19 protein-coding genes and 1 pseudogene are annotated in these 19,983 nt (G+C 72.3%); 12 read left to right on the top strand and 8 right to left on the bottom strand.

Annotation, left to right across the window (positions count from 1 at the left end):
• The first annotated feature begins 49 nt into the window (after positions 1 to 49).
• Positions 50 to 991, top strand: a complete 942-nt coding sequence (locus NMK44_RS33735) for an aminoglycoside phosphotransferase family protein (RefSeq protein WP_254750305.1) — start codon at positions 50 to 52, stop codon at positions 989 to 991.
• 40 nt (positions 992 to 1,031) lie between these two features.
• On the opposite strand, the gene NMK44_RS33730 is transcribed toward NMK44_RS33735, so the two are convergent.
• Complete coding sequence (locus NMK44_RS33730) at positions 1,032 to 1,835, bottom strand: SGNH/GDSL hydrolase family protein (RefSeq protein WP_254750303.1); 804 nt, start codon at positions 1,833 to 1,835, stop codon at positions 1,032 to 1,034.
• Positions 1,822 to 2,391 carry a PadR family transcriptional regulator gene (locus NMK44_RS33725; protein WP_254750301.1) on the bottom strand — a complete coding sequence of 190 codons (570 nt, stop codon included), beginning with the start codon at positions 2,389 to 2,391 and terminating at the stop codon, positions 1,822 to 1,824. The genes NMK44_RS33730 and NMK44_RS33725 overlap by 14 nt, the downstream gene beginning before the upstream one ends.
• Before the next feature lie 141 nt (positions 2,392 to 2,532).
• Here NMK44_RS33725 and NMK44_RS33720 point away from each other — a divergent pair, with 141 nt between their 5' ends.
• Positions 2,533 to 2,973 carry a nuclear transport factor 2 family protein gene (locus tag NMK44_RS33720; RefSeq protein ID WP_254750299.1) on the top strand — a complete coding sequence of 147 codons (441 nt, stop codon included), beginning with the start codon at positions 2,533 to 2,535 and terminating at the stop codon, positions 2,971 to 2,973.
• A gap of 72 nt (positions 2,974 to 3,045) precedes the next feature.
• Here the strand turns inward: NMK44_RS33720 and NMK44_RS33715 are convergent, their stop codons facing one another.
• On the bottom strand, positions 3,046 to 4,323 hold the full coding sequence (locus tag NMK44_RS33715; protein ID WP_254750298.1) for an ABC transporter permease: 1,278 nt from the start codon (positions 4,321 to 4,323) through the stop codon (positions 3,046 to 3,048).
• 97 nt (positions 4,324 to 4,420) lie between these two features.
• Here NMK44_RS33715 and NMK44_RS33710 point away from each other — a divergent pair, with 97 nt between their 5' ends.
• The 4 genes from NMK44_RS33710 (at position 4,421) to NMK44_RS33695 (ending at position 7,323) form a co-directional block, all read left to right on the top strand.
• Positions 4,421 to 5,086, top strand: a complete 666-nt coding sequence (locus NMK44_RS33710) for a TetR/AcrR family transcriptional regulator (RefSeq protein WP_254750297.1) — start codon at positions 4,421 to 4,423, stop codon at positions 5,084 to 5,086.
• A gap of 121 nt (positions 5,087 to 5,207) precedes the next feature.
• Positions 5,208 to 5,789: a TetR/AcrR family transcriptional regulator gene (locus NMK44_RS33705; protein ID WP_254750296.1), complete on the top strand. Its 582-nt coding sequence runs from the start codon at positions 5,208 to 5,210 to the stop codon at positions 5,787 to 5,789.
• A 98-nt stretch (positions 5,790 to 5,887) separates the two neighbouring features.
• The gene (locus tag NMK44_RS33700) at positions 5,888 to 6,559 is read left to right on the top strand and encodes an enoyl-CoA hydratase-related protein (protein ID WP_254750295.1); all 672 of its coding nucleotides are present in this window, start codon (positions 5,888 to 5,890) and stop codon (positions 6,557 to 6,559) included.
• A gap of 122 nt (positions 6,560 to 6,681) precedes the next feature.
• Positions 6,682 to 7,323: a LysE family translocator gene (locus NMK44_RS33695; protein ID WP_254750331.1), complete on the top strand. Its 642-nt coding sequence runs from the start codon at positions 6,682 to 6,684 to the stop codon at positions 7,321 to 7,323.
• Between the two features lie 37 nt (positions 7,324 to 7,360).
• Here the strand turns inward: NMK44_RS33695 and NMK44_RS33690 are convergent, their stop codons facing one another.
• Positions 7,361 to 7,801, bottom strand: coding sequence for an Lrp/AsnC family transcriptional regulator (locus tag NMK44_RS33690; RefSeq protein WP_201880467.1), 441 nt, complete (start codon positions 7,799 to 7,801; stop codon positions 7,361 to 7,363).
• A gap of 166 nt (positions 7,802 to 7,967) precedes the next feature.
• Here NMK44_RS33690 and NMK44_RS33685 point away from each other — a divergent pair, with 166 nt between their 5' ends.
• The 3 genes from NMK44_RS33685 to NMK44_RS33675 all read left to right on the top strand — a co-directional run bounded on the left by NMK44_RS33685 (position 7,968) and on the right by NMK44_RS33675 (position 13,827).
• A complete protein-coding gene (locus NMK44_RS33685; protein ID WP_254750294.1) occupies positions 7,968 to 11,468 on the top strand; it encodes an indolepyruvate ferredoxin oxidoreductase family protein in 3,501 nt (1,166 codons plus the stop codon).
• 26 nt (positions 11,469 to 11,494) lie between these two features.
• A complete protein-coding gene (locus NMK44_RS33680) occupies positions 11,495 to 12,634 on the top strand; it encodes an acyl-CoA dehydrogenase family protein (protein WP_254750292.1) in 1,140 nt (379 codons plus the stop codon).
• An 89-nt stretch (positions 12,635 to 12,723) separates the two neighbouring features.
• A complete protein-coding gene (locus NMK44_RS33675) occupies positions 12,724 to 13,827 on the top strand; it encodes a branched-chain amino acid aminotransferase (protein WP_254750290.1) in 1,104 nt (367 codons plus the stop codon).
• An 18-nt stretch (positions 13,828 to 13,845) separates the two neighbouring features.
• Here NMK44_RS33675 and NMK44_RS33670 read toward each other — a convergent pair whose 3' ends face one another.
• The 3 genes from NMK44_RS33670 to NMK44_RS42250 all read right to left on the bottom strand — a co-directional run bounded on the left by NMK44_RS33670 (position 13,846) and on the right by NMK44_RS42250 (position 17,117).
• Positions 13,846 to 14,076: a ferredoxin gene (locus tag NMK44_RS33670; RefSeq protein ID WP_254750329.1), complete on the bottom strand. Its 231-nt coding sequence runs from the start codon at positions 14,074 to 14,076 to the stop codon at positions 13,846 to 13,848.
• 5 nt (positions 14,077 to 14,081) lie between these two features.
• Positions 14,082 to 15,314 (bottom strand): cytochrome P450, encoded by a 1,233-nt coding sequence (locus NMK44_RS33665; RefSeq protein ID WP_254750288.1) that lies wholly within the window; start codon positions 15,312 to 15,314, stop codon positions 14,082 to 14,084.
• A gap of 243 nt (positions 15,315 to 15,557) precedes the next feature.
• Positions 15,558 to 17,117: an alkaline phosphatase family protein gene (locus NMK44_RS42250; RefSeq protein ID WP_308358672.1), complete on the bottom strand. Its 1,560-nt coding sequence runs from the start codon at positions 17,115 to 17,117 to the stop codon at positions 15,558 to 15,560.
• 165 nt (positions 17,118 to 17,282) lie between these two features.
• Here NMK44_RS42250 and NMK44_RS33655 point away from each other — a divergent pair, with 165 nt between their 5' ends.
• Positions 17,283 to 17,732, top strand: coding sequence for a DUF5959 family protein (locus tag NMK44_RS33655; protein WP_254750286.1), 450 nt, complete (start codon positions 17,283 to 17,285; stop codon positions 17,730 to 17,732).
• 96 nt (positions 17,733 to 17,828) lie between these two features.
• Here the strand turns inward: NMK44_RS33655 and NMK44_RS33650 are convergent, their stop codons facing one another.
• A complete protein-coding gene (locus NMK44_RS33650) occupies positions 17,829 to 18,293 on the bottom strand; it encodes a lamin tail domain-containing protein (RefSeq protein ID WP_254750284.1) in 465 nt (154 codons plus the stop codon).
• 267 nt (positions 18,294 to 18,560) lie between these two features.
• Here NMK44_RS33650 and NMK44_RS33645 point away from each other — a divergent pair.
• Positions 18,561 to 19,225: pseudogene (locus NMK44_RS33645) on the top strand (AAC(3) family N-acetyltransferase).
• Entirely contained in the window at positions 19,222 to 19,980 is a 759-nt protein-coding gene (locus NMK44_RS33640) for a class I SAM-dependent methyltransferase (RefSeq protein WP_254750282.1), read from the top strand. The pseudogene NMK44_RS33645 and the gene NMK44_RS33640 overlap by 4 nt, the downstream one beginning before the upstream one ends.
• Positions 19,981 to 19,983 lie beyond the last annotated feature (3 nt).

Below are 19,983 nucleotides of genomic sequence, written 5' to 3'. Positions count from 1 at the left end.
CGCCGGTGCGCGCTCCCGGGTTCCGGACACCACGAAGGAGAGCTTCCCCATGACCACGTCGACCCGCTTCGACGTCCCCGACGCGTTCATCGCGTCCTACGGCGCCCACGGCCCCGAGGAACGGGCCTGGCTGGCCCGACTGCCCCGGCTGGGCGATGAGTTCCTGGACCGCTGGGCGCTGCGGCCGGACGGCCCGCCCGCGCACGGTATGGCCTCGCTGGTCCTCCCCGTCCGCCAGGACGACGGCACCCCGGCCGTCCTCAAGCTCCAGCGCCTCCGGGAGGAGACCGCCGGTGTTCCCGCCGGACTGCGCGCGTGGCGTGGCCGGGGCGTGGTGCGGCTGCTCGGCCACGACGAGGAGAGCGGCACCCAGCTACTGGAACGGCTGGACGCCGACCGTCCGTTGTCCTCGGTCTCCGATGACCACGAGGCGCTGTGCGTTCTGGCCGGACTGCTGGCCCGTCTGGTCGCCGTCCCCGCCCCGGAGGGGGTGCGCGGGCTGTCCGGCATCGCCACCGCCATGCTCGACGAGGCGCCACGGGCCATCGCGGCGCTGAGCGACCCCGATGAACGGCGGCTGGTGCGCACCTGCGCGTCCGCCGTCGCCGAGCTGACCGGTGAACCGGGGGACCGGCTGCTGCACTGGGATCTGCACTACGACAACGTGCTGGCCGGGGAACGGGAGCCCTGGCTGGTCATCGACCCCGAACCGATCGCCGGGGACCCCGGGTTCGAGCTGCTGCCCGCGCTGCACAACCGGTGGGAGGAGGTGGTGGCCACCGGTGACGTACCGCGTGCGGTGCTCCGCCGCTTCGACGTGCTGACCGAGGCCGTCGGAGTGGACCGGCGGCGGGCGGTCGGCTGGACGCTCGGCCGGGTGCTCCAGAACGCCCTGTGGGACATCGAGGACGGCGAGACCGCCCTCGATCCCGCCCAAGTGACCATCGCCACCACCCTGTTGGGGCACCGGGCGGAGAGCCGTCGCGGATGAGGTCGCCGCGCCGGTGAACCGGCCTGAGCCGGTGGCGGACTCACGGTGCCGAGAGGTCCCGGGGGAACGCCACCGGCAGCAGCTCCGGCCGTTTGGCGACGCGGTTGTCGCCGGAGGAGCGGCCCCGCAGCCGTCTGCCGAGCCAGGGGCCGAGGAACGACCCGGCCCAGCGCAGTTCGGTGCCCAGGGCCCGCCATCCGACCGGGAACGGGGTGTCCGGCGGGGGCAGCGGGAGCGCCCAGGCGGCGTCGCTTCCCGGCAGCCGGAGGGCGTCGGCCACGGCGGCGGCGATCCGGTCGTGGCCGAGTGGCGCGGCGTGCAGCCGGTCCGCGCTCCACAGCCGCGGATCGGTGACCACCTGGTGGTGCGCGGTCTCCGCGAGCGCCACGCCATGACGCCCGGCGGCGGCACGGATCCGCCGGTTGAGGGCCTCGACGCGGGGACTCAGCGGGCGCGCGAGCGGGGTGATCCGTGCGATGTCGGGAAAGGTGAGCGTGGCCACGCGGGCGCCCGCGGCGGTGAGTCCGGCGAACATCGCCTCCAGGTGGCCCGCCGTCTCGTCCGCGTCGAAGCGCGGCCGCAGCAGGTCGTTCATCCCGGCGACGACCGTGGCCAGATCGGGCCGCAGGGCGAGCGCGGGGCGGAGCTGCTGGGTGTGCACCTCGGCGGCGACCCGGCCCCGTATCGCCAGGTTGGCGTAGGCCAGCCCGGGGTGGTGGACCGCGATCCGCTCCGCGAGCCGGTCGGCCCACCCGCGCAGCCCGGTGGTGTCGTCGCCGTCGCCGAGCCCCTCGGTCTGGCTGTCGCCGAGGGCGACGTACCGCAGATACTCATCCCCGGGCACGGGCCGCCCTCCGCTCCTCCAGCACCGCCACACCGCGCAGACACCAGTCCCGGTTGCCCTCCTCGAAGGCCAGCCCGCGCAGACAGGTCAGATAGGGGCCGATCCGGTCGCCATGGCGGAGGAACTCCTCCTCGTCGCGGTCGCCGCGCAGGGTCCGCAACAGTGAGCCGAACAGCTCGATCTTGGCCTCGGCGAACGCGAGCCGCTCCCGGAGCTGCGCGATCACCGCGTCGGCGCTCACATGGTCGACCGCCTGGACCTTGACCAACAGATCGTCCCGGATGAACGAGGGTTTGGCGGTGGCTGCCGCGAAGCGCTCGAGCTCGGCGTGGCCGGCGTCGGTGACCGTGAACAGCCGCTTGTTGGGGCGGCTGTCCTGCACCACCTCACGGCCGGTGACCAGACCGTCGGCCTCCAGCCTGGTCAGCTCGGCGTAGAGCTGCTGGGGCAGGGCGTGCCAGAAGTTCGCCACTCCGGTGTCGAACGCCTTGGCAAGCTGATACCCGCTCAGCTCCTCGTGCAGCAGCGCCGCCAGTACGGCATGACGCAATGCCATCGGTCCGTTCTCCTCCCGCGTCGTTCCGCTCTTCTCCCCGGGCCCTGTTCCCCGGGCCCTGCGCCATGATACTCAAGAAAGTGACTAATCATTTTCATGAGTAGCTACCCGAGTGGCCTCATGAACTGGAGGAGGTACGCCATGACGACCGCAGACCGCTTCCGCGCCGCCGTCGAGAACGGTGACCGGGCGGCGCTGGAGGACCTGTTCACCGAGGACATCCGGTTCTACAGCCCGGTGAAGTTCACCCCGTTCGAGGGCAGGCCCATGGTGCTGGGGCTCTTCGGCGTCCTGCTGCGCACCTTCGAGGACTTCCGCTACGTCGGACAGTTCGACGGCACGGCGGAGACCAGCTCCGACGGGGCCGTGCTGCCGTCGGCCGTCCTGCTGTTCCGGACCACGGTCAACGGCAAGGAGATCCACGGCATCGACCTGCTCCAGTTCGACGAGGAGGGCAGGATCCGGGAGTTCACCGTGATGGTCCGTCCGCAGTCGGCGGTGCAGACGCTCGGCGCGGCGGTGTTCGCGGGGCTGGTGGCCGACGGCCTGGTCCCCGCCCCGCAGGAGGCGGAACCGGCCTGATCGGCGGTCGTACGACGAGGCCCGGGTCCGTACCGGGGGAGCGGTACGGACCCGGGCCGGGTGCTCCTCCGCTCAGGCGCGGGCGCCCGCCGGATCCAGCTCGGGGGACATCCGCCGGTGGATCAGCGTGGCGGCGACGAGGGTGGCCAGCACCCCGCCGAGCGCGTAGGCCATGAGCACCGCCAGGTTCGCGGTGATGCCGTGGCCGGAGAAGTACACCAGATGGCGAACGGCGTGGGTGGCCGCGCCGTTGGGCAGTGCGGGGCCGATCGTGCGCCAGAACGGCGGCAGCAGATCGGTGCCGTACGCCCCGCCCGCACTGGGGTTGCCCAGCACCACGAACAGCAGCACGGTCACCCCGATCCCCAGGACGCCGAAGAGGACCTGGAAGGCGACGGTGACGGCCGCCGCGCCGAAGACCACCAGCGCGCCCAGCGCCGACAGGGCGAGGAAGTGGTCATTGAGGGCGCCCAGCCCCGGGCCCACGATCAGGGCGCCGCCCAGACCGGAGAGCACCGCGTACGGCACGGCCGCCAGCAGGCGCGCCCCGGCGCGCCGGACCGAGGAGGGGCGGGCGCCCTTGGACACGCCGAGCAGCGCGGCGAAGAGATAGCCGCCCACGGTCCAGCCCACCACGAGGTAGAAGCTGCTCAGTCCCCGGGCATCCCCCGACTGGGGCGGGACCGCGTCGGTCACCGAGACCGTGCGCTGCTGGCTCTTCTCGGCCTGCGTGATCACCGATTCCACCGCGTTCGCGGTGGACGCGCCCCCGGCGCCGGCCACCAGCAGCCGGTCGTTGTGCGACCGGGGGTTCACGATCAGCGCGCCACTGGTCTCCCCGTCGCCCAGCAGCGCGCGGGCCGCCTTCTCGTCGGCGACGGCGGTCGCCTTCACCGGCTGGTCCGGGATCGCGTTGATCTTCCGCACCACCTGCTCCGCCGTCTGCTGCGGCGCCACGACCGCGATCGGGACCCGGTGCGGCTGGGGGTGGTGGAAGGCGCCCACGTAGGACAGGACGAAGCCCAGCTGCAACAGCAGCGCGCCCGCGATCATCGCCACCATCCGCGGGGTGACCGCGGCGCGCAGCTCGGACCAGAAGCCGTCCGGGGCGGTGCCGCCGGCCGGCTTGGCCTCCGTCCGCGGCTCCTCGGTCGGTGACGCGTCGCCCCGGGGCTCCTCGGCCCGCGGCTCCGGTATCGCGGCGCTGTCCGTCCGCTCCCCGGCCGCGTCCTGGCCCGCGCCCTCGTCCTGGCCGGCGCCCTCGTCCCGGTCCGCGTGCCCTTCCTGATCCGTGCGCTCTTCCTGGTCCTCGCGCTCGCGATCCTCGCGGTCCGTGTCCGCCTGGCTCACTCGACTGCACTTCCTCACTGCGACTGCGTTCGACGGTCCCCGTTTCGATACATGAGTGTATCGGATGCGGTCATGTATCAAACGCTAGGATGGGCGCATGGCTGACGTCAGTAACAGCGCACTCGACCGGCGGGCGCTGCGCACCGGCCGCCGGGCGGACGGCACCCCCGCACGCGTCACCCGCAGGCGCGCCGAGACCCGGGAGCGCCTGCTCGCCGCCGCGCTCGCGGTGTTCGCGGAGCGCGGCTTCGGCCGTGCGGGCATCGAGGAGATCTGTGAGACGGCCGGGTACACCCGGGGTGCCTTCTACTCCAACTTCGACAGCCTCGACGAGCTGTTCTTCGCCCTCTACGAGCAGCAGGCCGCGCACACCATGACCCAGGTGCACGCCGCGCTGGCCGGTGCCACCCCCGACGAGGGGCTGCCGTCCCTGCTGGACCGGGTCATCAGCGCCCTGCTCATCGACCGGACCTGGGTCCTGGTGCGTACCGACTTCCTGCTGCACGCCGCCCGTGATCCGCAGACGGCGGCCGCGCTCATCCGGCACCGCGAGGCCATCCGCGAGACACTCCAGCCGGTTGTCGTGGGGGCGGTGGATCTCGCCGCCATGCCGCCCGCCCTGCGGGACCCCGAGGCCCTCACCGCCGCGGTCGTCACCGTCCATGACGCGGCGGCCACCAGGCTGCTGCTGGAGCCGGACCTCACCACCCTGCGGCCCTGGCTGCGGGACATGCTCACCGCTCTGCTCAGCCCTCGCGGGTAGCGCCGGGGCGGGAAAATCACCGCACCCTCTTCCATAGGCTATGCCATCCACTATAGTTACCGACCAGTAGGGCCGGTGTGTCGAACAGACCGGCGACCGCAGAGGGAGGTGCTGTCCTGGTATGAGTCCGCGCAGATCCGAGACCCGGGAGCGGATGATCGCCAGCGCTGTCGCCCTGCTGAGGGAGTACGGCGCCAGTGCCACCAGCATCGACCGGGTGCTGGCCCACAGCGGTGCGCCCCGGGGTTCGGTGTACCACCACTTCCCCCGGGGGCGGGCGCAACTCATCGACGAGGCCGTGGCGTTCGCCGGGGACGTGATCTCCGGAATGATCGAGGCGGCCGCCCGGGCCGACGATCCGCTGGAGGCGATCGACGCCTTCTTCGCCCTGTGGCGCGACCGGCTGGTCGACAGCGAGTTCCGGGCGGGGTGTCCCATCGTGGCGGTCGCGGTGGAGACCAACCATGACGCCCCGCAGCTCGCCCGGTCCGCGGCCGAGGTCTTCGGCCGCTGGAAGGGGGCGCTCGCCGGGATGTTCCTCCGCAACGGACTGTCCGAGGAGCGGTCCCGGCGGCTGGCCTCCTTCATCATCGCCGCGGTCGAAGGCTCGGTGATCATGTGCCGGGCCGAGCAGAGCATCACCCCGCTCGAGGCCGCGGCCGAGGAGATCCACGATCTGCTGAGCCGCGCCCTGCGGCCGTGACCGCCGGGCCCGTCTCCGAAGCCCCGCGCCGTCCTCCCGGCACACCGCCGTACCCCGTATCACCCCCATCCCGATGATCTCTGCCCGAAGGAGCTGTCATGCCTGCGCTGGAGCGCCACGACGAGGTGTTCGTCCTCGATCTCGGGGACACCGAGAACCGATTCCACCCCGACTGGATCACCTCGGTCGGCGCGTTGCTGGACGAGGTGGAGAAGGCGGAGGGGCCGCGTGCCCTGGTGACCGCGGCCACCGGCAAGTTCTTCTCCAACGGCCTCGACCTGGAGTGGCTGCTCGCCCACTCCGACCAGGCGAGCGACTACCTCGTCAGCGCGCAGGACCTCATGGCCCGGGTGCTCACCCTGCCGGTGGTCACCGTGGCCGCCCTCCAGGGGCACACCTTCGCGGCCGGGGCCATGCTCTCCCTCGCCCATGACTTCCGGGTGATGCGGGCCGACCGCGGCTGGTGGTGTCTGCCGGAGGTCGACATCGCCATGCCCTTCACCGACGGGATGGCGGCGCTCATCCAGTCCCGGCTGACCCCCCAGGTGGCCCACGAGGCCATGACCACCGGACGCCGCTACGGCGGCAATGACGCGCTCGCCGCCGCCATCGTCGACCGCGCCGCCGACGAGGAAGGTGTCCGGGCGGCCGCCATCGAGATCGCGCGCCCCCTCGCCGCCAAGGCCGGTCCCACCCTCGGCCAGATCAAGGCCCGGATGTACGGCCCGGCGGTCGAGGCGCTGCGGCAGCGGGAGATCGCCCTGGGCTGAGGCGGTGGACCGGGTGACGGGGGCCCGGTCGCCCACGGCCGCCACCGGTATGATCGCTCACCCGGAAGACGTGGCGCGCCGGGAGTCCGGCGCCTGCCCACGGTGTGGAGGTGAGGGCCGCGATGTTCACCGACCGGTTGCTCGAGTTCGCCGCGATGTCGCTGTTGGTGATCGTGATCCCGGGCCCCAGTGTGCTCTTCATGATCGGCAGGGCGCTGGCCCACGGCCGCCGCACCGTGATGGCGACCGTCCTGGGGAACACGCTCGGTTCCTATCTCCTCGTCGTGGCCGTCGCGTTCGGCCTGGGCTCGCTGGTCGAACGGTCCGCGGCGGTCTTCATGGCGGTGAAGCTGGCCGGCGCCGCCTATCTGATCCACCTCGGAGTGCAGGCGTTCCGGCACCGCAAGGACATGAAGCTGGTCACCGCGGAGGAGTCGGGACGGCCCGCCCGCGGTGATCTGCGCACGATCGCCGACGGGTTCATGGTGGGTGTCACCAACCCCAAGGGCCTCGTCTTCTTCGCCGCCACCCTGCCGCAGTTCGTGGACCACTCGGCCGGTGGACTGCCCACCCAGATGATGATCCTCGGGCTGGTGCCGATCGGTATCGGCATGGTCACCGACACCCTCTGGGGACTGACGGCCTCGGCCGCCCGCAACTGGTTCGGCCGCTCCGAGCGCCGGCTGTCGATGATCGGGGGAGCGGGCGGCTTCGCCATGGTCGGTCTGGGCATGACGGTGGCGGCGACCGGCCGCCCGGACTGAGCCCCCCCCGGCGGGACGCCCCGGGCCGCCCGCCCGCTCAGGCGGTGCGGGTCCAGGAGCCCAGCACCATCAGTGTCTTGGTGCCGGTGACCTGCCCGGCCCGGCGCAGTCCGTCGATGATCTGCTGAAGGTGCTCGATGTCCCGTACGCGCACATGCACCAGCGCGTCCGGGTCACCGGCGATGGTGAACACCGCCTGCACCTCCGGGACCTCGTAGGCGGTGCGGACGATCTCCCCGACCGGGGTGGTGCCCGTGTAGGACAGCTCCACGAACGCCTCGATGCCCCAGCCCAGCTTGGTGTGGTCGATCTGCACGGTGAATCCGGTGATCACTCCGCTCTCCCGCAGCCGGTCCACCCGGCGCTTGACCGCCGCCACCGACAGCCCCACCTCGGGCGCCATCTCGGAGAACGTACGGCGCCCGTCCTCGCGGAGCATGCGCAGCAGTTGGCGGTCCACCTGGTCTATCTCGGTCATCGGCACACCCTCCCCAGCCCCTGTTGGATGCAATTAATTTTACCGGGACCGCCTCATTCGCGGAATCCTTTGCGTCCTTGAACCAATCTCTCGCAACTTACTTGTGCCCCTGGGGGAGGTGTTGCTGTCCTGAACGCTCGAACCCCACGACGACGAGGAGGCTCGAGTGAGCACCGAACCTGCCGCGGTATCGCTGCACGACAAGTACACGGCCCGCGGCGGCCGGGTGCTGATCTCGGGCATCCAGGCACTGGTCCGGCTGACGCTGGAACAGCGCCGCCTGGACGAGGAGCGCGGACTGAACACCCGTGCCTTCGTCAGCGGCTACCAGGGTTCGCCGCTCGGCGGCGTCGATCTGGAGATGGGCCGCGCCCAGCGGTTCCTCGACCCCGCCGGGGTGGTGTTCCAGGCCGGTCTCAACGAGGAACTGGCCGCCACCGCGGTGGCGGGCACCCAGCTGCTGGACCAGGTGCCCGGGAGCCGCCACGAGGGCGTCACCGGGTTCTGGTACGGCAAGAACCCCGGTCTCGACCGGGCGGCCGACGCCATCCGCCACGCCACGGTGGCCGGTACGGCCCCGCTCGGCGGCGCCGTGGCCTGGATCGGCGACGACCCGGCCAGCAAGTCGTCCACCGTGCCCAGCTCCTGCGAGCCGATGTGCCAGAGCCTGGCGATGCCGCTGCTCGCCCCCGGCTCCATCGCCGAGATCATCGAGTTCGGACTGCATGCCGTCGCCCTCTCCCGCGCCACCGGACTGTGGACCGGACTGAAGATCGTCGCCGATATCGCCGACGCCTCGGCCACCGTCGACCTCGACGGGATCGTCCCCGACATCCCCGCCCCGCGCCGGACCACCCGCGGCACCCTCCCGACCCTCGTCGGCCCCGCGTCCCTGGACGCCGAGTTCGACATGCTCACCCGCCGCCTCGGCCTCGCCCGTGCCTACGCCCGTGACACCGGTCTGAACCGGATCACCTACAGCGCCCCCCGCGCCACCCTCGGTGTGGTGGCCTCCGGCACCTCCTACGCCGTGGTCCAGCGCGCCCTGGCCGACCTCGGTATCGACGAGGCGGCCATGGAGACGCTCGGACTCCGGCTGATCCGGCTGGGGATGCCGTACCCGCTGTGCGCCGAGGACCTCGTCGCCATGACCGGCGACCTCGACCAGGTCCTCGTCGTCGAGGACAAGGTCCCCTTCCTCGAAGGACATCTGAAGGAGGCCCTCTACGGCACCAAGGACGCCCCCGTCGTGGTCGGCCGCCACCGCGAGGACGGCCGTCCGCTGCTCACCGCGCGCGGCACCCTGGAGGCCGAACACGTCGCGCGGGCCCTGGCCGACCGCATCGGGACCGAGCTGCTGCCGCGCACCGCCACCGCCCATCTGGCCTCCCTCGCGCCGAAGCCCGCGGCCCGTATCTCCCTGCCGACCCTCTCCGCCCGCACCCCGTACTTCTGTTCCGGCTGCCCGCACTCCACCTCGACCCGCACCGACAGCGACACCCTCGTCGGGGCGGGCATCGGCTGCCATGTGATGATCGCCCTCGACGGCGCCGGCCGCGGCCACCAGATCGGGCTCACCCAGATGGGCGGCGAGGGCGCCCAGTGGATCGGGCTGGCCCCCTTCACCGACGACCGCCACTTCGTCCAGAACCTCGGCGACGGCACCTTCCACCACTCCGGATCGCTCGCCGTCCGGGCGGCGGTGGCCGCGGGCGTCACCATGACCTACAAGCTGCTGTACAACGACGCGGTGGCGATGACCGGCGGCCAGCGCGCCGAAGGCCGCCTCGGCGTACCCGCCCTGACCCGCTGGCTGGCCCTCGAAGGTGTGCGCAAGGTCGTCGTGACCACCGCGCAGCCGGAGGACTACCGGGGCATCCGCCTGGACCCGATCGCCACCGTCCGCCACCGCGACGACCTGCCCGAGGCGGAGAAGGCCCTCGCCGCCACCGAGGGCGTCACGGTCCTCATCCACGACGACCGGTGCGCCGCCGAGGAACGCAGGCTGCGCAAACGCGGTCAGCTGCCCACCCCCGCCGAGAAGGTGGTCATCAACGAGCGGGTCTGCGAGGGCTGCGGCGACTGCGGCGATGTGTCCACCTGTCTGTCGGTCCACCCCGTCGAGACCGAGTTCGGCCGCAAGACCCGGATCCACCAGCCGTCCTGCAACTCCGACTTCAGCTGTCTGAAGGGCGACTGCCCGTCCTTCCTGCTCGTCGAGCCCAACGCCGGGGCCCAGGAGGCCACCAAGCGGCGGCGCGCCGTCCCGCGGCTCCCGGTGGAGCTCACCGACCCCGCCCTCGCGGTCGACGCGGACGACACCCTGGTGCGGATGCCCGGGATCGGCGGCACCGGTGTGGTGACCGTCTCCCAGATCCTCCAGATGGCCGCCCACCTCGACGGCCGCCACGCCGCCGGGCTCGACCAGACCGGGCTGGCCCAGAAGGGCGGGCCGGTCGTCAGTGACGTACGCATCTCCAGCACACCGGTGACCGGTGCGCTGCGCGCCTCCCGCGCCACCGCCGACGTCCTGCTCGGCTTCGATCTGCTCGGCGCCGCCGCCGACAGCAACCTCCAGGTCGCCCGCCCCGGACACACCATCGCGATCGTCAACACGGCCATCGTGCCCACCGCCGCCATGGTGACCAACCGGGTCGTCGTCCCCGGCTCCCCGGACGACTCCCTGGAGCGCATCGCCTCCGCCACCCGCCCCGAGGCCAATGTGCACCTCGACGCCCAGGGCCTCGCCGAGGCCGTCTTCGGCGACCATATGCCGACCAACACCCTGCTGATCGGAGCCGCCTTCCAGAGCGGCTGCCTGCCGCTGTCGGCACGCGCCATCGAGGACGCCATCCGCCTCAACGGCGCCGCCGTGGAGACCAACCTGGCGGCCTTCGCCTGGGGGCGCGCCGCCGTCATCGACCCCGAGGCCGTACGGCGCGCCACCGCCGCCCCCGAACGGCCCGTGGTGCACATCGCCCCGGTGGCGCGCACCCTCGCCACCGCCGTCGGCGCGGGCGGACGGCTCCAGGAGACGGTGGCGCTGCGCGGCACCGACCTGATGGCCTATCAGAACGAGGCGTACGCCCGGCAGTACACCGCCGATGTACGGCAGGTGGCCGCCACCGCCCGGGAGCGGGCGGGCGAGGAGAACGGTGAGCGCATCGCCCTGGCGTACGCCCACGGCCTGCACAAGCTGATGGCCTACAAGGACGAGTACGACGTGGCCCGGCTGCATCTGGACACCGTCGAACGCGCCAAGGTCACCGAGGAGTTCGGCCCCGGCGCCTCGGTCTCCGTCATGCTGCACCCGCCCCTCCTGCGCGCCATGGGCATGAAGCGCAAGATGCGGCTGCGGCGCTCCGCCCCCGCCGTCTTCCGCACCCTGTACGCCCTGCGCCGGGTGCGCGGCACCCGGCTGGACATCTTCGGCTACGCCCGGCTCCGCCGCGAGGAGCGCGCCCTGATCGAGGAGTACCGGAACCTGGTCCGGACCGCCCTGACCCATCTGACCCCGGACAACACCGCCGAGGTCGAGGAGTTGGTGCGGCTCGCCGAGGGCATCCGTGGTTACGAGGACATCAAGCTGGCCCGTATCGCGGACTTCCGCGACCAGGCCCGCGACGCCCTCGCCGGACTGAGCACCCCCACGGCCGTTTCCGCCTGATCCGTACGCCCAGCCCAGGAGCCGCCATGCCCGTCGACCGTCTGCTGCCCACCGGGGAAGCCGAGGATCTGATCGACCTCGTCCGGGACATCGCCGACAAGGAACTCAGCCCTCGCGTGGAGGAACACGAACGCGCCGAGCGCTACCCCGAGGGGCTGTTCCGGCTGCTCGGCGAGGCCGGACTGCTGAGCCTGCCCAGCCCCGAGGAGTACGGCGGGGGCGACCAGCCCTACGAGGTCTACCTCCAGGTGCTGGAGGAACTGGCCGCGCGCTGGGCGGCCGTGGCCGTCGCGGTCAGCGTCCACACCCTCGCCTCCTTCCCGCTGCTCACGTTCGGCACCGATACGCAGCGCGCCACCTGGGCGGAGGACGTACTGGCGGGCCGTCTCGTCGGTGGCTACAGCCTGTCCGAACCGCAGGCCGGATCGGACGCGGCGGCCCTGAGCTGCCGCGCCGAGAAGGACCCCGGCGGATACCGGATCAACGGTGCCAAGGCGTGGATAACCCACGGCGGCAAGGCCGATTTCTACGCCCTGTTCGCCCGCACCGGCCCCGGCAGCGACGGCATCTCCTGCTTCTTCGCCCCCGGGCGGGCCGACGGCCTCACCTTCGGCCGTCCCGAGGAGAAGATGGGGCTGCACGCCATCCCCACCACGGCCGCCTTCTGGGACGGTGCCCTCCTGGGGCCCGAGCGGCTCATCGGTGACGAGGGCCAGGGACTGCACATCGCGCTGAGCGCCCTGGACTCCGGCCGTCTGGGCATCGCCGCCTGCGCCACCGGACTGGCCCAGGCCGCCCTGGACGCCGCCGTCGACTACGCCCATGAGCGCACCACCTTCGGCCGCCGGATCATCGACCACCAGGGGCTCGGCTTCCTGCTGGCCGACATGGCCGCGGCCGTCGACTCCGCCCGTGCCGCCTATCTGGACGCCGCGCGCCGCCGTGACCGGGGGCGTCCCTACGGCCGCCAGGCCAGCGTGGCCAAACTCGTCGCCACCGACGCCGCGATGAAGGTCACCACCGACGCGGTCCAGGTCTTCGGCGGCTACGGCTACACCCGTGACTACCCCGTCGAGCGCTATATGCGCGAGGCGAAGATCATGCAGATCTTCGAGGGGACCAACCAGATCCAGCGGCTGGTCATCAGCCGCCATCTCGCCCGCTGACGCCACCGGACCGGCCGACCGCGGCGCGGACCGTACCCCCCACCCCCACCCCGCCTGGCAACAGGCCCGAGCGCTTGCGAGGACGCGGCGTGACACCACCTCACCTCACCTTCGAGCGGCACCTCCATCCCTCACCCCGGCCCGCCGCGGAGCGCGATGCGATCCTGGCCGCGCCCGGTTTCGGCCGGCACTTCACCGACCACATGGTGACCATCGCCTGGACCGCCGACCGCGGCTGGCACAACGCCCGGCTGGAGCCCTACGCGCCGATCCCCATGGACCCCTCGAACATGACCCTGCACTACGGACAGGCCATCTTCGAAGGGCTCAAGGCGTACGCCCAGCCGGACAAGACCGCGGCCATGTTCCGCCCCGAGGCGAACGCCCGCCGCTTCCAGCTCAGCGCCCGTCGGCTGGCCATGCCCGAACTGCCGGTGGAGACCTTCGTCGAGGCGTGCGAGCTGCTGGTCCGCGAGGACGCCGGATGGGTTCCGCGTGAGCCCGAACACACGCTGTATCTGCGGCCTTTCATGATCGCCTCGGAGAACTCCCTGGGGGTCCGGCCGGCCGCCAGCTATCTCTTCGTGGTCATCGCCACCCCCGCCGGTGCCTACTTCCCCGGCGGCGTCGAGCCGGTGTCCGTGTGGGTGTCCCAGAACTACGTCCGGGCCGCCCCCGGTGGCACCGGGTCCGCCAAATGCGCCGGGAACTACGCCGGTTCGCTGATCGCCCAGGCCGAGGCGGCGGAGCAGGGCTGTGAACAGGTGGTGTGGCTCGACGCGCTGGAGCGCCGGTGGATCGAGGAGGTGGGAGTGATGAACCTGTGCTTCGTGTACGGCACCGGCTCCGACGCCACCATCGTCACCCCGCGGCTGACCGACACCCTGCTGGCCGGTGTCACCCGTGACTCGCTGCTGACCCTCGCCGGGGAGCTGGGCTATGCCACCCGCGAGAGCCGGATCAGCGTCGACGACTGGCGCGACGGCTGTGCCGACGGCTCCATCAGCGAAGTCTTCGCCTGCGGTACCGCCGCCGTCATCACCCCGGTCGGCCAGGTGAAGACCACGGACGGCTCCTGGACGATCGCCGACGGACGGCCCGGTCCGGTGGCCACGCGACTGCGCGAGGCGCTGCTGCGGCGGCAGACCGGTGAGGACACCGATCCGCACGGCTGGCTGCACCCCTGCGCATGACCGGGCGGGGCGCCGGTCTCATCCGGTGCCCCGGCCGTCCTCGTCCAGCGTGGCGCTGTCCACCGTGGCGATGACGCCGTTCGGGCAGAGCCGCGCCGCGAGCCTGGCCCTTTCGTGGAGCGCGGGCGGCGGCCGGTCGTCCACCACCACGACCAGGCCGTCGTCCTCGGACTGGTCGAACACCTCCGGCGCGGCCAGGACGCACCGACCGGCCCCCCGGCACCGGTCGCGGTCCACCCGGACGCGCATCACCCTCACCGGTCCCAGGTGACCGGGAGCCGGTGCACCCCGTAGACGAGCATGTCGTCCCGCAGTGGCACCTGGTCGGGCGGCACCGCGAGCCGGAGGGCCGGAAAGCGGCGGAGCAGGGCGGGGAACGCCGTCCTCATCTCCATCCGGGCCAGGTGCTGGCCCAGGCACTGGTGCATCCCGTGGCCGAAGGCCAGGTGCTGTCCGGCGTCCCGGGTGACGTCCAGGTCGTCGGGGCCGGTGAAGTGCGAGGGATCGCGGTTGGCGGCGGCGAGCGAGCCCACCACCGTCTCCCCGGCGCGCACCCGCACCCCCGCGATCCCGACGTCCTCGCGGGCGGTCCGGATGGTGCCGAACTGGGCGATGGTCAGATACCGCAGCAGCTCCTCGACCGCGTGGTCGGCCAGCTCCGGACGCTCGCGCACCAGCGCGGCCTGCCCGGGGTGGCTCAGCAGCGCGTAGGTGCCAAGGCCCAGCATGTTCGCGGTGGTCTCGTGTCCCGCGACGAGCAACAGCAGCCCCACACCGGTCAGTTCGTCGTCGGTCAGCGGGGCGTCCGCGTCGGCGGCGGTGTCCGCGCCGTGCACCAGTCCGGACAGCAGCGCGTCATCCGGCCGCCGCCGTTTGGCCGCCACCAGCTCGCGCATGTACTCCCACAGCGCGTCCCGGGCGGCGAAGAGTTCCGCCTCCTCCCGGTCGATCCCGAAGAGGGTGAACGTCCACCGCTGGAAGTCGGCCCGGTCCTCGTACGGCACCCCCAGCAACTGGCAGATCACCAGCGAGGGGACCGGACGGGCGAACGCCGCCACCAGATCGGCGGGCGGGCCGCCGCGTTCCATCGCGTCCAGACGGGAGGTGACGATCTCCTCGATGTCCGGCAGCAGTCCGCGTATCCGCCGGACCGTGAACCACCGGGCCAGCAGCCGCCGGTAGCGCGTGTGCTCGGGCGGGTCCATGCCGAGGAACGACCCCACCCGCCGGGAGTCGTCCTCCCGGATCGGGAGGGAGCGGACCGGGGAGGAGGCCCGTCGGCGGTCCGCACTGAACCGCTCGTCCGCGAGCAGGGCCTGTACGTCCTCGTAGCGGGTGAGCAGCCAGCCGGCCTTGCCGTCGGGGAAGGCCAGCGGGGTGGCCCGTCCCTCCTCGCGCAGTCCCGCGTACTCCTCGGGCGGATCGAAGGGACAGCCGCGGTGGCGGGGCAGGGGGACCGGAGACGATCGGGACGATGTGACCGACACGGGAGTACCTCCCTCCGGACGACCGGATCCTCTACTCCGAGCGTAGTGCGGGTGTGCGGGCGCTGCTTCCGAGACCGGATCCCATCTGCGACATCATAGAAATAGTGTGCCAAGCGGCCCAGGTTGGCGGGGGTGGCGGGGGGGGGGGGGGGGGGCCGCCCCCGGGGGCCCCCCCCCCCCCCGGGGGGGGGGGGGGGGGGGGGGGGGGCCCGGGACGGACGGTCCCGGGCCCCGCCGCAGGGGTCAGTGCGTGGACGGCTGGGCGGCGGTGGGCTGCCGCACCGCGACGCGGTCGACGGTCCAGAAGGCGCTGTTGTCGCCGGTGTAGCGGAACCGGAGCTGGAGCGACCGGGCGCCGGGGGGCGGGGTGAGCCTCAGGTGTTCGACGGCGTTGGCGTCGGAGCGGTGGCTCCTGACCAGCACCGGCTGTCCGCCGTCCCACACCGCGTAGACGTCTCCGGTCTGCGGTCCGTCGATCTCGTAGTGGTTGGCGTAGGAGACGTTCACGGCGCCGGATCCGTGCAGCGGGTAGGCCGGGCTGACCAGGGTCGAGTCGAACCGGCCGTCACCGTGGGGCTTGTCGTCCCATTCGTCGGAGTCGGCCACGGCGAAGACGTCGCGGGCGCGCACATTGGCCTCGCGGCCCTGGCCGAGGTCGGTGTTGGTCCAGAACTCGTCGGTGGCGAAGGACCAGCCGCGCCATTCGGTGACACCCCCCGCGGGCATCCGGGAGTTGTCGATCGTCCAGCCGCGGGGCGGGGTGGTGGTCCAGCCCTTGACGTCCGCTCCGGGCTCGGTCTCGTCGGCCCGGGTGCGCAGCGCGCCGCGCACGCTGTCGAAGTCGTCGGGGGTCACGGTGGGGATGGGTGCGCCGTCCAGTCCCCAGGCCGGGTTGATCGCGACGCCCTCATGGGCGAGGACGGTGGGTGCGATGTCGGTGAGCTTGATGTCGTTGCGCTGGGAACCGGGGCGCATCCCGGCGCCCTTGGCGATGACGAAGGTCTTGCGCTCCGCGGGGCTGTCGTCGCCGTGGCCGCCCTCCGCGGTGTGTCCGTGGTCGGCGGTGACCACGATGAGCCAGTCCTCGGAGGCGCGGCCCGGCCGGGCGGCGACGGCGTCGAGGAGCTGTCCGATCCGCTGGTCCGTCGTGGTGAGTGCGTCGGTGTAGTCGCTGCTTGCGGTGCCGGAGTCGTGTCCCGCCTCGTCCACGTCGTTGAGGTGGACGAAGGTGGAGTCGGGGTTGCCGTGGGCCAGGTAGTCGGCGGCGGTCCGTGTGGTGTCGGTGTCGTCCTCGCCCTCGATGCGCCGGTCGGTCTTCTCGCCGAAGATCTCGTCGGTGATGGGCTCCCAGGTGCCCACCGTCAGCGTGGAGACGGCGGGGTCGGCGGTCTCCAGCCGGGTGGCGTAGTCGGGGTATTCCTCGAAGTTGGTGTCCCAGAAGAAGTTGCTCGTCACCTCGTGCTTGTCCGGCCACACCCCGGTGGCGATGGAGGCCCAGCCGGGTGCGGAGAGGGTGGGCGCGAACGGGTCGGCGTAGAGGTTGCTGGTGGCGGTCATCCCCTGCGCCATCAGTCCCTTGAGCCGGGGCATCGGGGTCTTGGCCAGGACGTCGTAGGTGGCGCCGTCCACGCCGATGACCAGTGTCTTGGTCTTCTTGCTCCCCTGCGGTAGTCCCTTGTAGGCGGCGGTGTCGGCTGACGTCCCGTCGGCCGCCGTGGCGTGGACGGCGCCGGACAATGGCAGCACGGTGGCGGCCACGACCGCGGTCGCGAGGGCGATCCGGGCGCGGGTTTTCAGAATCACGCTGTGGTCTCCGAAAGTGTGGGGGCGGGAGGTGTCCGCGGTGCTGACGCACCGTGGGGTCCCGTTGTTCGACCCACCAGGACTAGACCCCGGGGAGGCGGAAGACCAGAGCAAAGATCCCTCAATCGCGGCCCGTTCCGGGGCGGTGACCTACAGTCGCGTCCCATGGGAACGGAGATCGAGGGTGTCGAAGGGGCCCGTCCGGCCGGGGAGCTGGTTCATCTGGCCGACGCCGAGGGCAATCGCGTCGGCGTCACCGTGGTGGGGCGGTTGCCGGATGTACCGCACGGTCTGGCCGCCGAACTCGTCCTCGACACCCCGTTCGTGCGGGGGCGGCTCGATGTCTCCCTGTGGCGAACGCGGCTGGAGGCGTGGGGCCGTGCGCTGGACCGGCTCGAAGCGGGCCATGACATCACGTGGATGGGGGTGGAGCGGGGTCCGACGCTCTCCGTCCGGCTCTCCGGGGAGCGGGGCTGTCCCGAGGTCGTCGTGGTGGACGAGTTGGTCTCGATGGTCACGGTACGGGTGCCGGTGGATCTTCCGGCCGGCTGGATCGCGGCCCACCGGGACCGGCTGCGCGCGGTGATGGCGGTGTGGGATCTGCCGGCCGGCTGACGGGGCCCCGGGGTGCCGGGGCGTACGCGGGGCGGCCCCGGTGCGCCCGGTCCGAGGACGGGGCACACCGGGGCCGCGGTGGTGGTCCGGTCGGGCTCAGCGGTGGTCGTGCCAGTGGCTCTGGCGTCCCCAGGACTTGGCGTCCACGACGCGGCCGCGGTCGTTGCGGAGGATCGCGGTGTCCCCGTCGTTGTTCCAGATGTAGGTGCGGGAGTCCTGGTAGACGTCGCGCCGGGTGTCGGTGCCGGAACCGGTCCGGACCCGCACCGACTCGTAGCCGCGCAGGGTCAGGTCCTCGAAGCGGTAGACGTGGCGGGCGGTGTCGGACAGGGTCCAGTCGGTGAGGTCGACGCGCTGCCGGCTGTTGTTGGTGATGGTGACCCACTCCGCGCGGAGGCTCCGGCGCGAGTAGTCGTCGCTGCCCGGGCTGTTGTACTGGACCTCCCCGATGGTCACGCGTGCGTGGTGCGTGGTGGGGTGGGCGCCGGCCGGAAGGGCGGCGGCGCCGAGCAGTGCGGTGGCGGCGAGGCTGCCGGCGGCAAGGCGGGCGAGTCGAGTCATGGTGACCCCTTGGTGTGCGGGGACGGCGGTGGGCCGTCCCGTTGATCGGGTCCCGGCGGTGGCCGGGGAGATCACTGTGCCGCGCCGCTTGCTGGGGAGACGCCATGAAACACCGCGTGTTACACAATACGGACATTTTTTGCCTTTCTATAACAAGGGCGGACTTAGTGAACTTGTCATGGGTGATGGGCTGACGAGCGGCCCGGTCCGGGGCGCCGCCGCGGGTACGCGAAAACCGGTGGTTCCCACCGCCGGGGGCGCCGCAGAATCCCCCTGAGCGCGCTCGGCTGGGTCTGCGGCGGCGCGGTCACGGGTCCAGGCGTTGCTCGATGTCCTGGGTCCGGGCGGAACGCTGGTGGTGCCGACGCACATCGGCGGCCGGATCCCCGAGACCGTCCGCACCTGGCCCGGCGCATTGCGCAGCGCCCATCCGCAGACCTCCTTCGCGGCCATCGGGGCCGGGGCCTTCGCGATCGTGGACGGCCATGCCCCGGACTGCCGGCTCGGCGAACGCAGCCCGCTCGCCCGGCTGGAGGAGGCGGGGGCGCGGATCCTGCTGCTGGGGGCGGGCTTCGACTCCTGCACCGCCTTCCAGCTCGCCGAATACCGGATTCCGGCCCCACGGGTCGATGTCTCCTTCGCCGTCATGACCCCGGACGGACGCCGCTGGCACACCGTCCGGGACACCTCCATCAGCGAAGAGCGCTTCGCCGAACTGGGCGCGGCCTTCCGAGACGGAACGCCCGGTGGTGCGCGGCCGGGTGGGCGGGGCCGACGTACGGCTGTTCGCCCTGGCCGACGCCGTCGGCTATGCCGGAGGCTGGCTGGCCGCACACCTGCCCAGGGGTGGGTCCGGGCCGTCAACCCCGCCGGAGAACACGGCGGTTCGCCATCCCCGCGCGGGCGGTCGAGGGGTGAGGATGGGGAGATGACCACGACCACGCGCGCGCATTCGTTCAACCGGGCCGCCGCCCAGTACGCGGCGAGCCGGCCCTCCTATCCGCCCGCCCTCTTCGACACCGTGGAGGAACTGATGGGGCGTTCCCTCGCGGGCGCCCGGGTCGCCGATGTCGGAGCGGGTACCGGGATCGCCACCGCACTGCTGCGCGAGCGCGGCGCCGAGGTGGTCGCCGTCGAACCCGGCGACGGGATGGCGGCCCAGTTCCGCACCGCCCTTCCCGGGGTGCCGATCGTCCGGGGCGACGGCGACGCGCTGCCCCTCGCCACCGCCTCCGTCGACCTGATCACCTATGCGCAGGCCTGGCACTGGACCGACACCGCCCGGTCGGTGCCCGAGGCGCTGCGCGTGCTGCGGCACGGTGGCGCCCTCGCGCTGTGGTGGAACATTGCCGCGACCGATGTGCCGTGGATCTCCGCGCAGAGCGAACGCATCGCCCACCACTGCGGAGTGACACCGCCCCCGACGACGCGCACCGACGACCGTGGGGCCGCCCGGCTGGCGGGGCTCGAAGGGCTGCGTCTGACGCGGCGGCAGGTGCGCTGGAGCCGTACCGTCTCGCTCGATCTGCATCTGTCCAACATCAGCAGCCACTCGGCGTTCCTCGTGCTCGGCGAGCCCGGCACCCGGGCGTTCCTCGCCGAGGAGCGCACCCACCTGCGCGATGTCTTCCCGGACGGGGAGGTGGAGGAGTCCTACGAGGTGGACCTGCTGGTCGTCCGGCGATGACCC

Source organism: Streptomyces cucumeris (assembly GCF_024295805.1).
Taxonomy (GTDB): domain Bacteria; phylum Actinomycetota; class Actinomycetes; order Streptomycetales; family Streptomycetaceae; genus Streptomyces; species Streptomyces cucumeris.
Note: the sequence above shows the minus strand (reverse complement) of the source record. Positions and strands in the feature narration are given on the sequence as shown.

Coding starts and splice junctions, on each gene's coding strand:
- NMK44_RS33640 (WP_254750282.1), top strand. CDS start 19,222: ATGACCACGACCACGCGCGCGCATTCGTTCAACCGGGCCGCCGCCCAG.
- NMK44_RS33735 (WP_254750305.1), top strand. CDS start 50: ATGACCACGTCGACCCGCTTCGACGTCCCCGACGCGTTCATCGCGTCC.
- NMK44_RS33650 (WP_254750284.1), bottom strand. CDS start 18,293: ATGACTCGACTCGCCCGCCTTGCCGCCGGCAGCCTCGCCGCCACCGCA.
- NMK44_RS33655 (WP_254750286.1), top strand. CDS start 17,283: ATGGGAACGGAGATCGAGGGTGTCGAAGGGGCCCGTCCGGCCGGGGAG.
- NMK44_RS33690 (WP_201880467.1), bottom strand. CDS start 7,801: ATGACCGAGATAGACCAGGTGGACCGCCAACTGCTGCGCATGCTCCGC.
- NMK44_RS33670 (WP_254750329.1), bottom strand. CDS start 14,076: ATGCGCGTCCGGGTGGACCGCGACCGGTGCCGGGGGGCCGGTCGGTGC.
- NMK44_RS33725 (WP_254750301.1), bottom strand. CDS start 2,391: ATGGCATTGCGTCATGCCGTACTGGCGGCGCTGCTGCACGAGGAGCTG.
- NMK44_RS33705 (WP_254750296.1), top strand. CDS start 5,208: ATGAGTCCGCGCAGATCCGAGACCCGGGAGCGGATGATCGCCAGCGCT.
- NMK44_RS33710 (WP_254750297.1), top strand. CDS start 4,421: ATGGCTGACGTCAGTAACAGCGCACTCGACCGGCGGGCGCTGCGCACC.
- NMK44_RS33680 (WP_254750292.1), top strand. CDS start 11,495: ATGCCCGTCGACCGTCTGCTGCCCACCGGGGAAGCCGAGGATCTGATC.
- NMK44_RS33700 (WP_254750295.1), top strand. CDS start 5,888: ATGCCTGCGCTGGAGCGCCACGACGAGGTGTTCGTCCTCGATCTCGGG.
- NMK44_RS33695 (WP_254750331.1), top strand. CDS start 6,682: ATGTTCACCGACCGGTTGCTCGAGTTCGCCGCGATGTCGCTGTTGGTG.
- NMK44_RS33720 (WP_254750299.1), top strand. CDS start 2,533: ATGACGACCGCAGACCGCTTCCGCGCCGCCGTCGAGAACGGTGACCGG.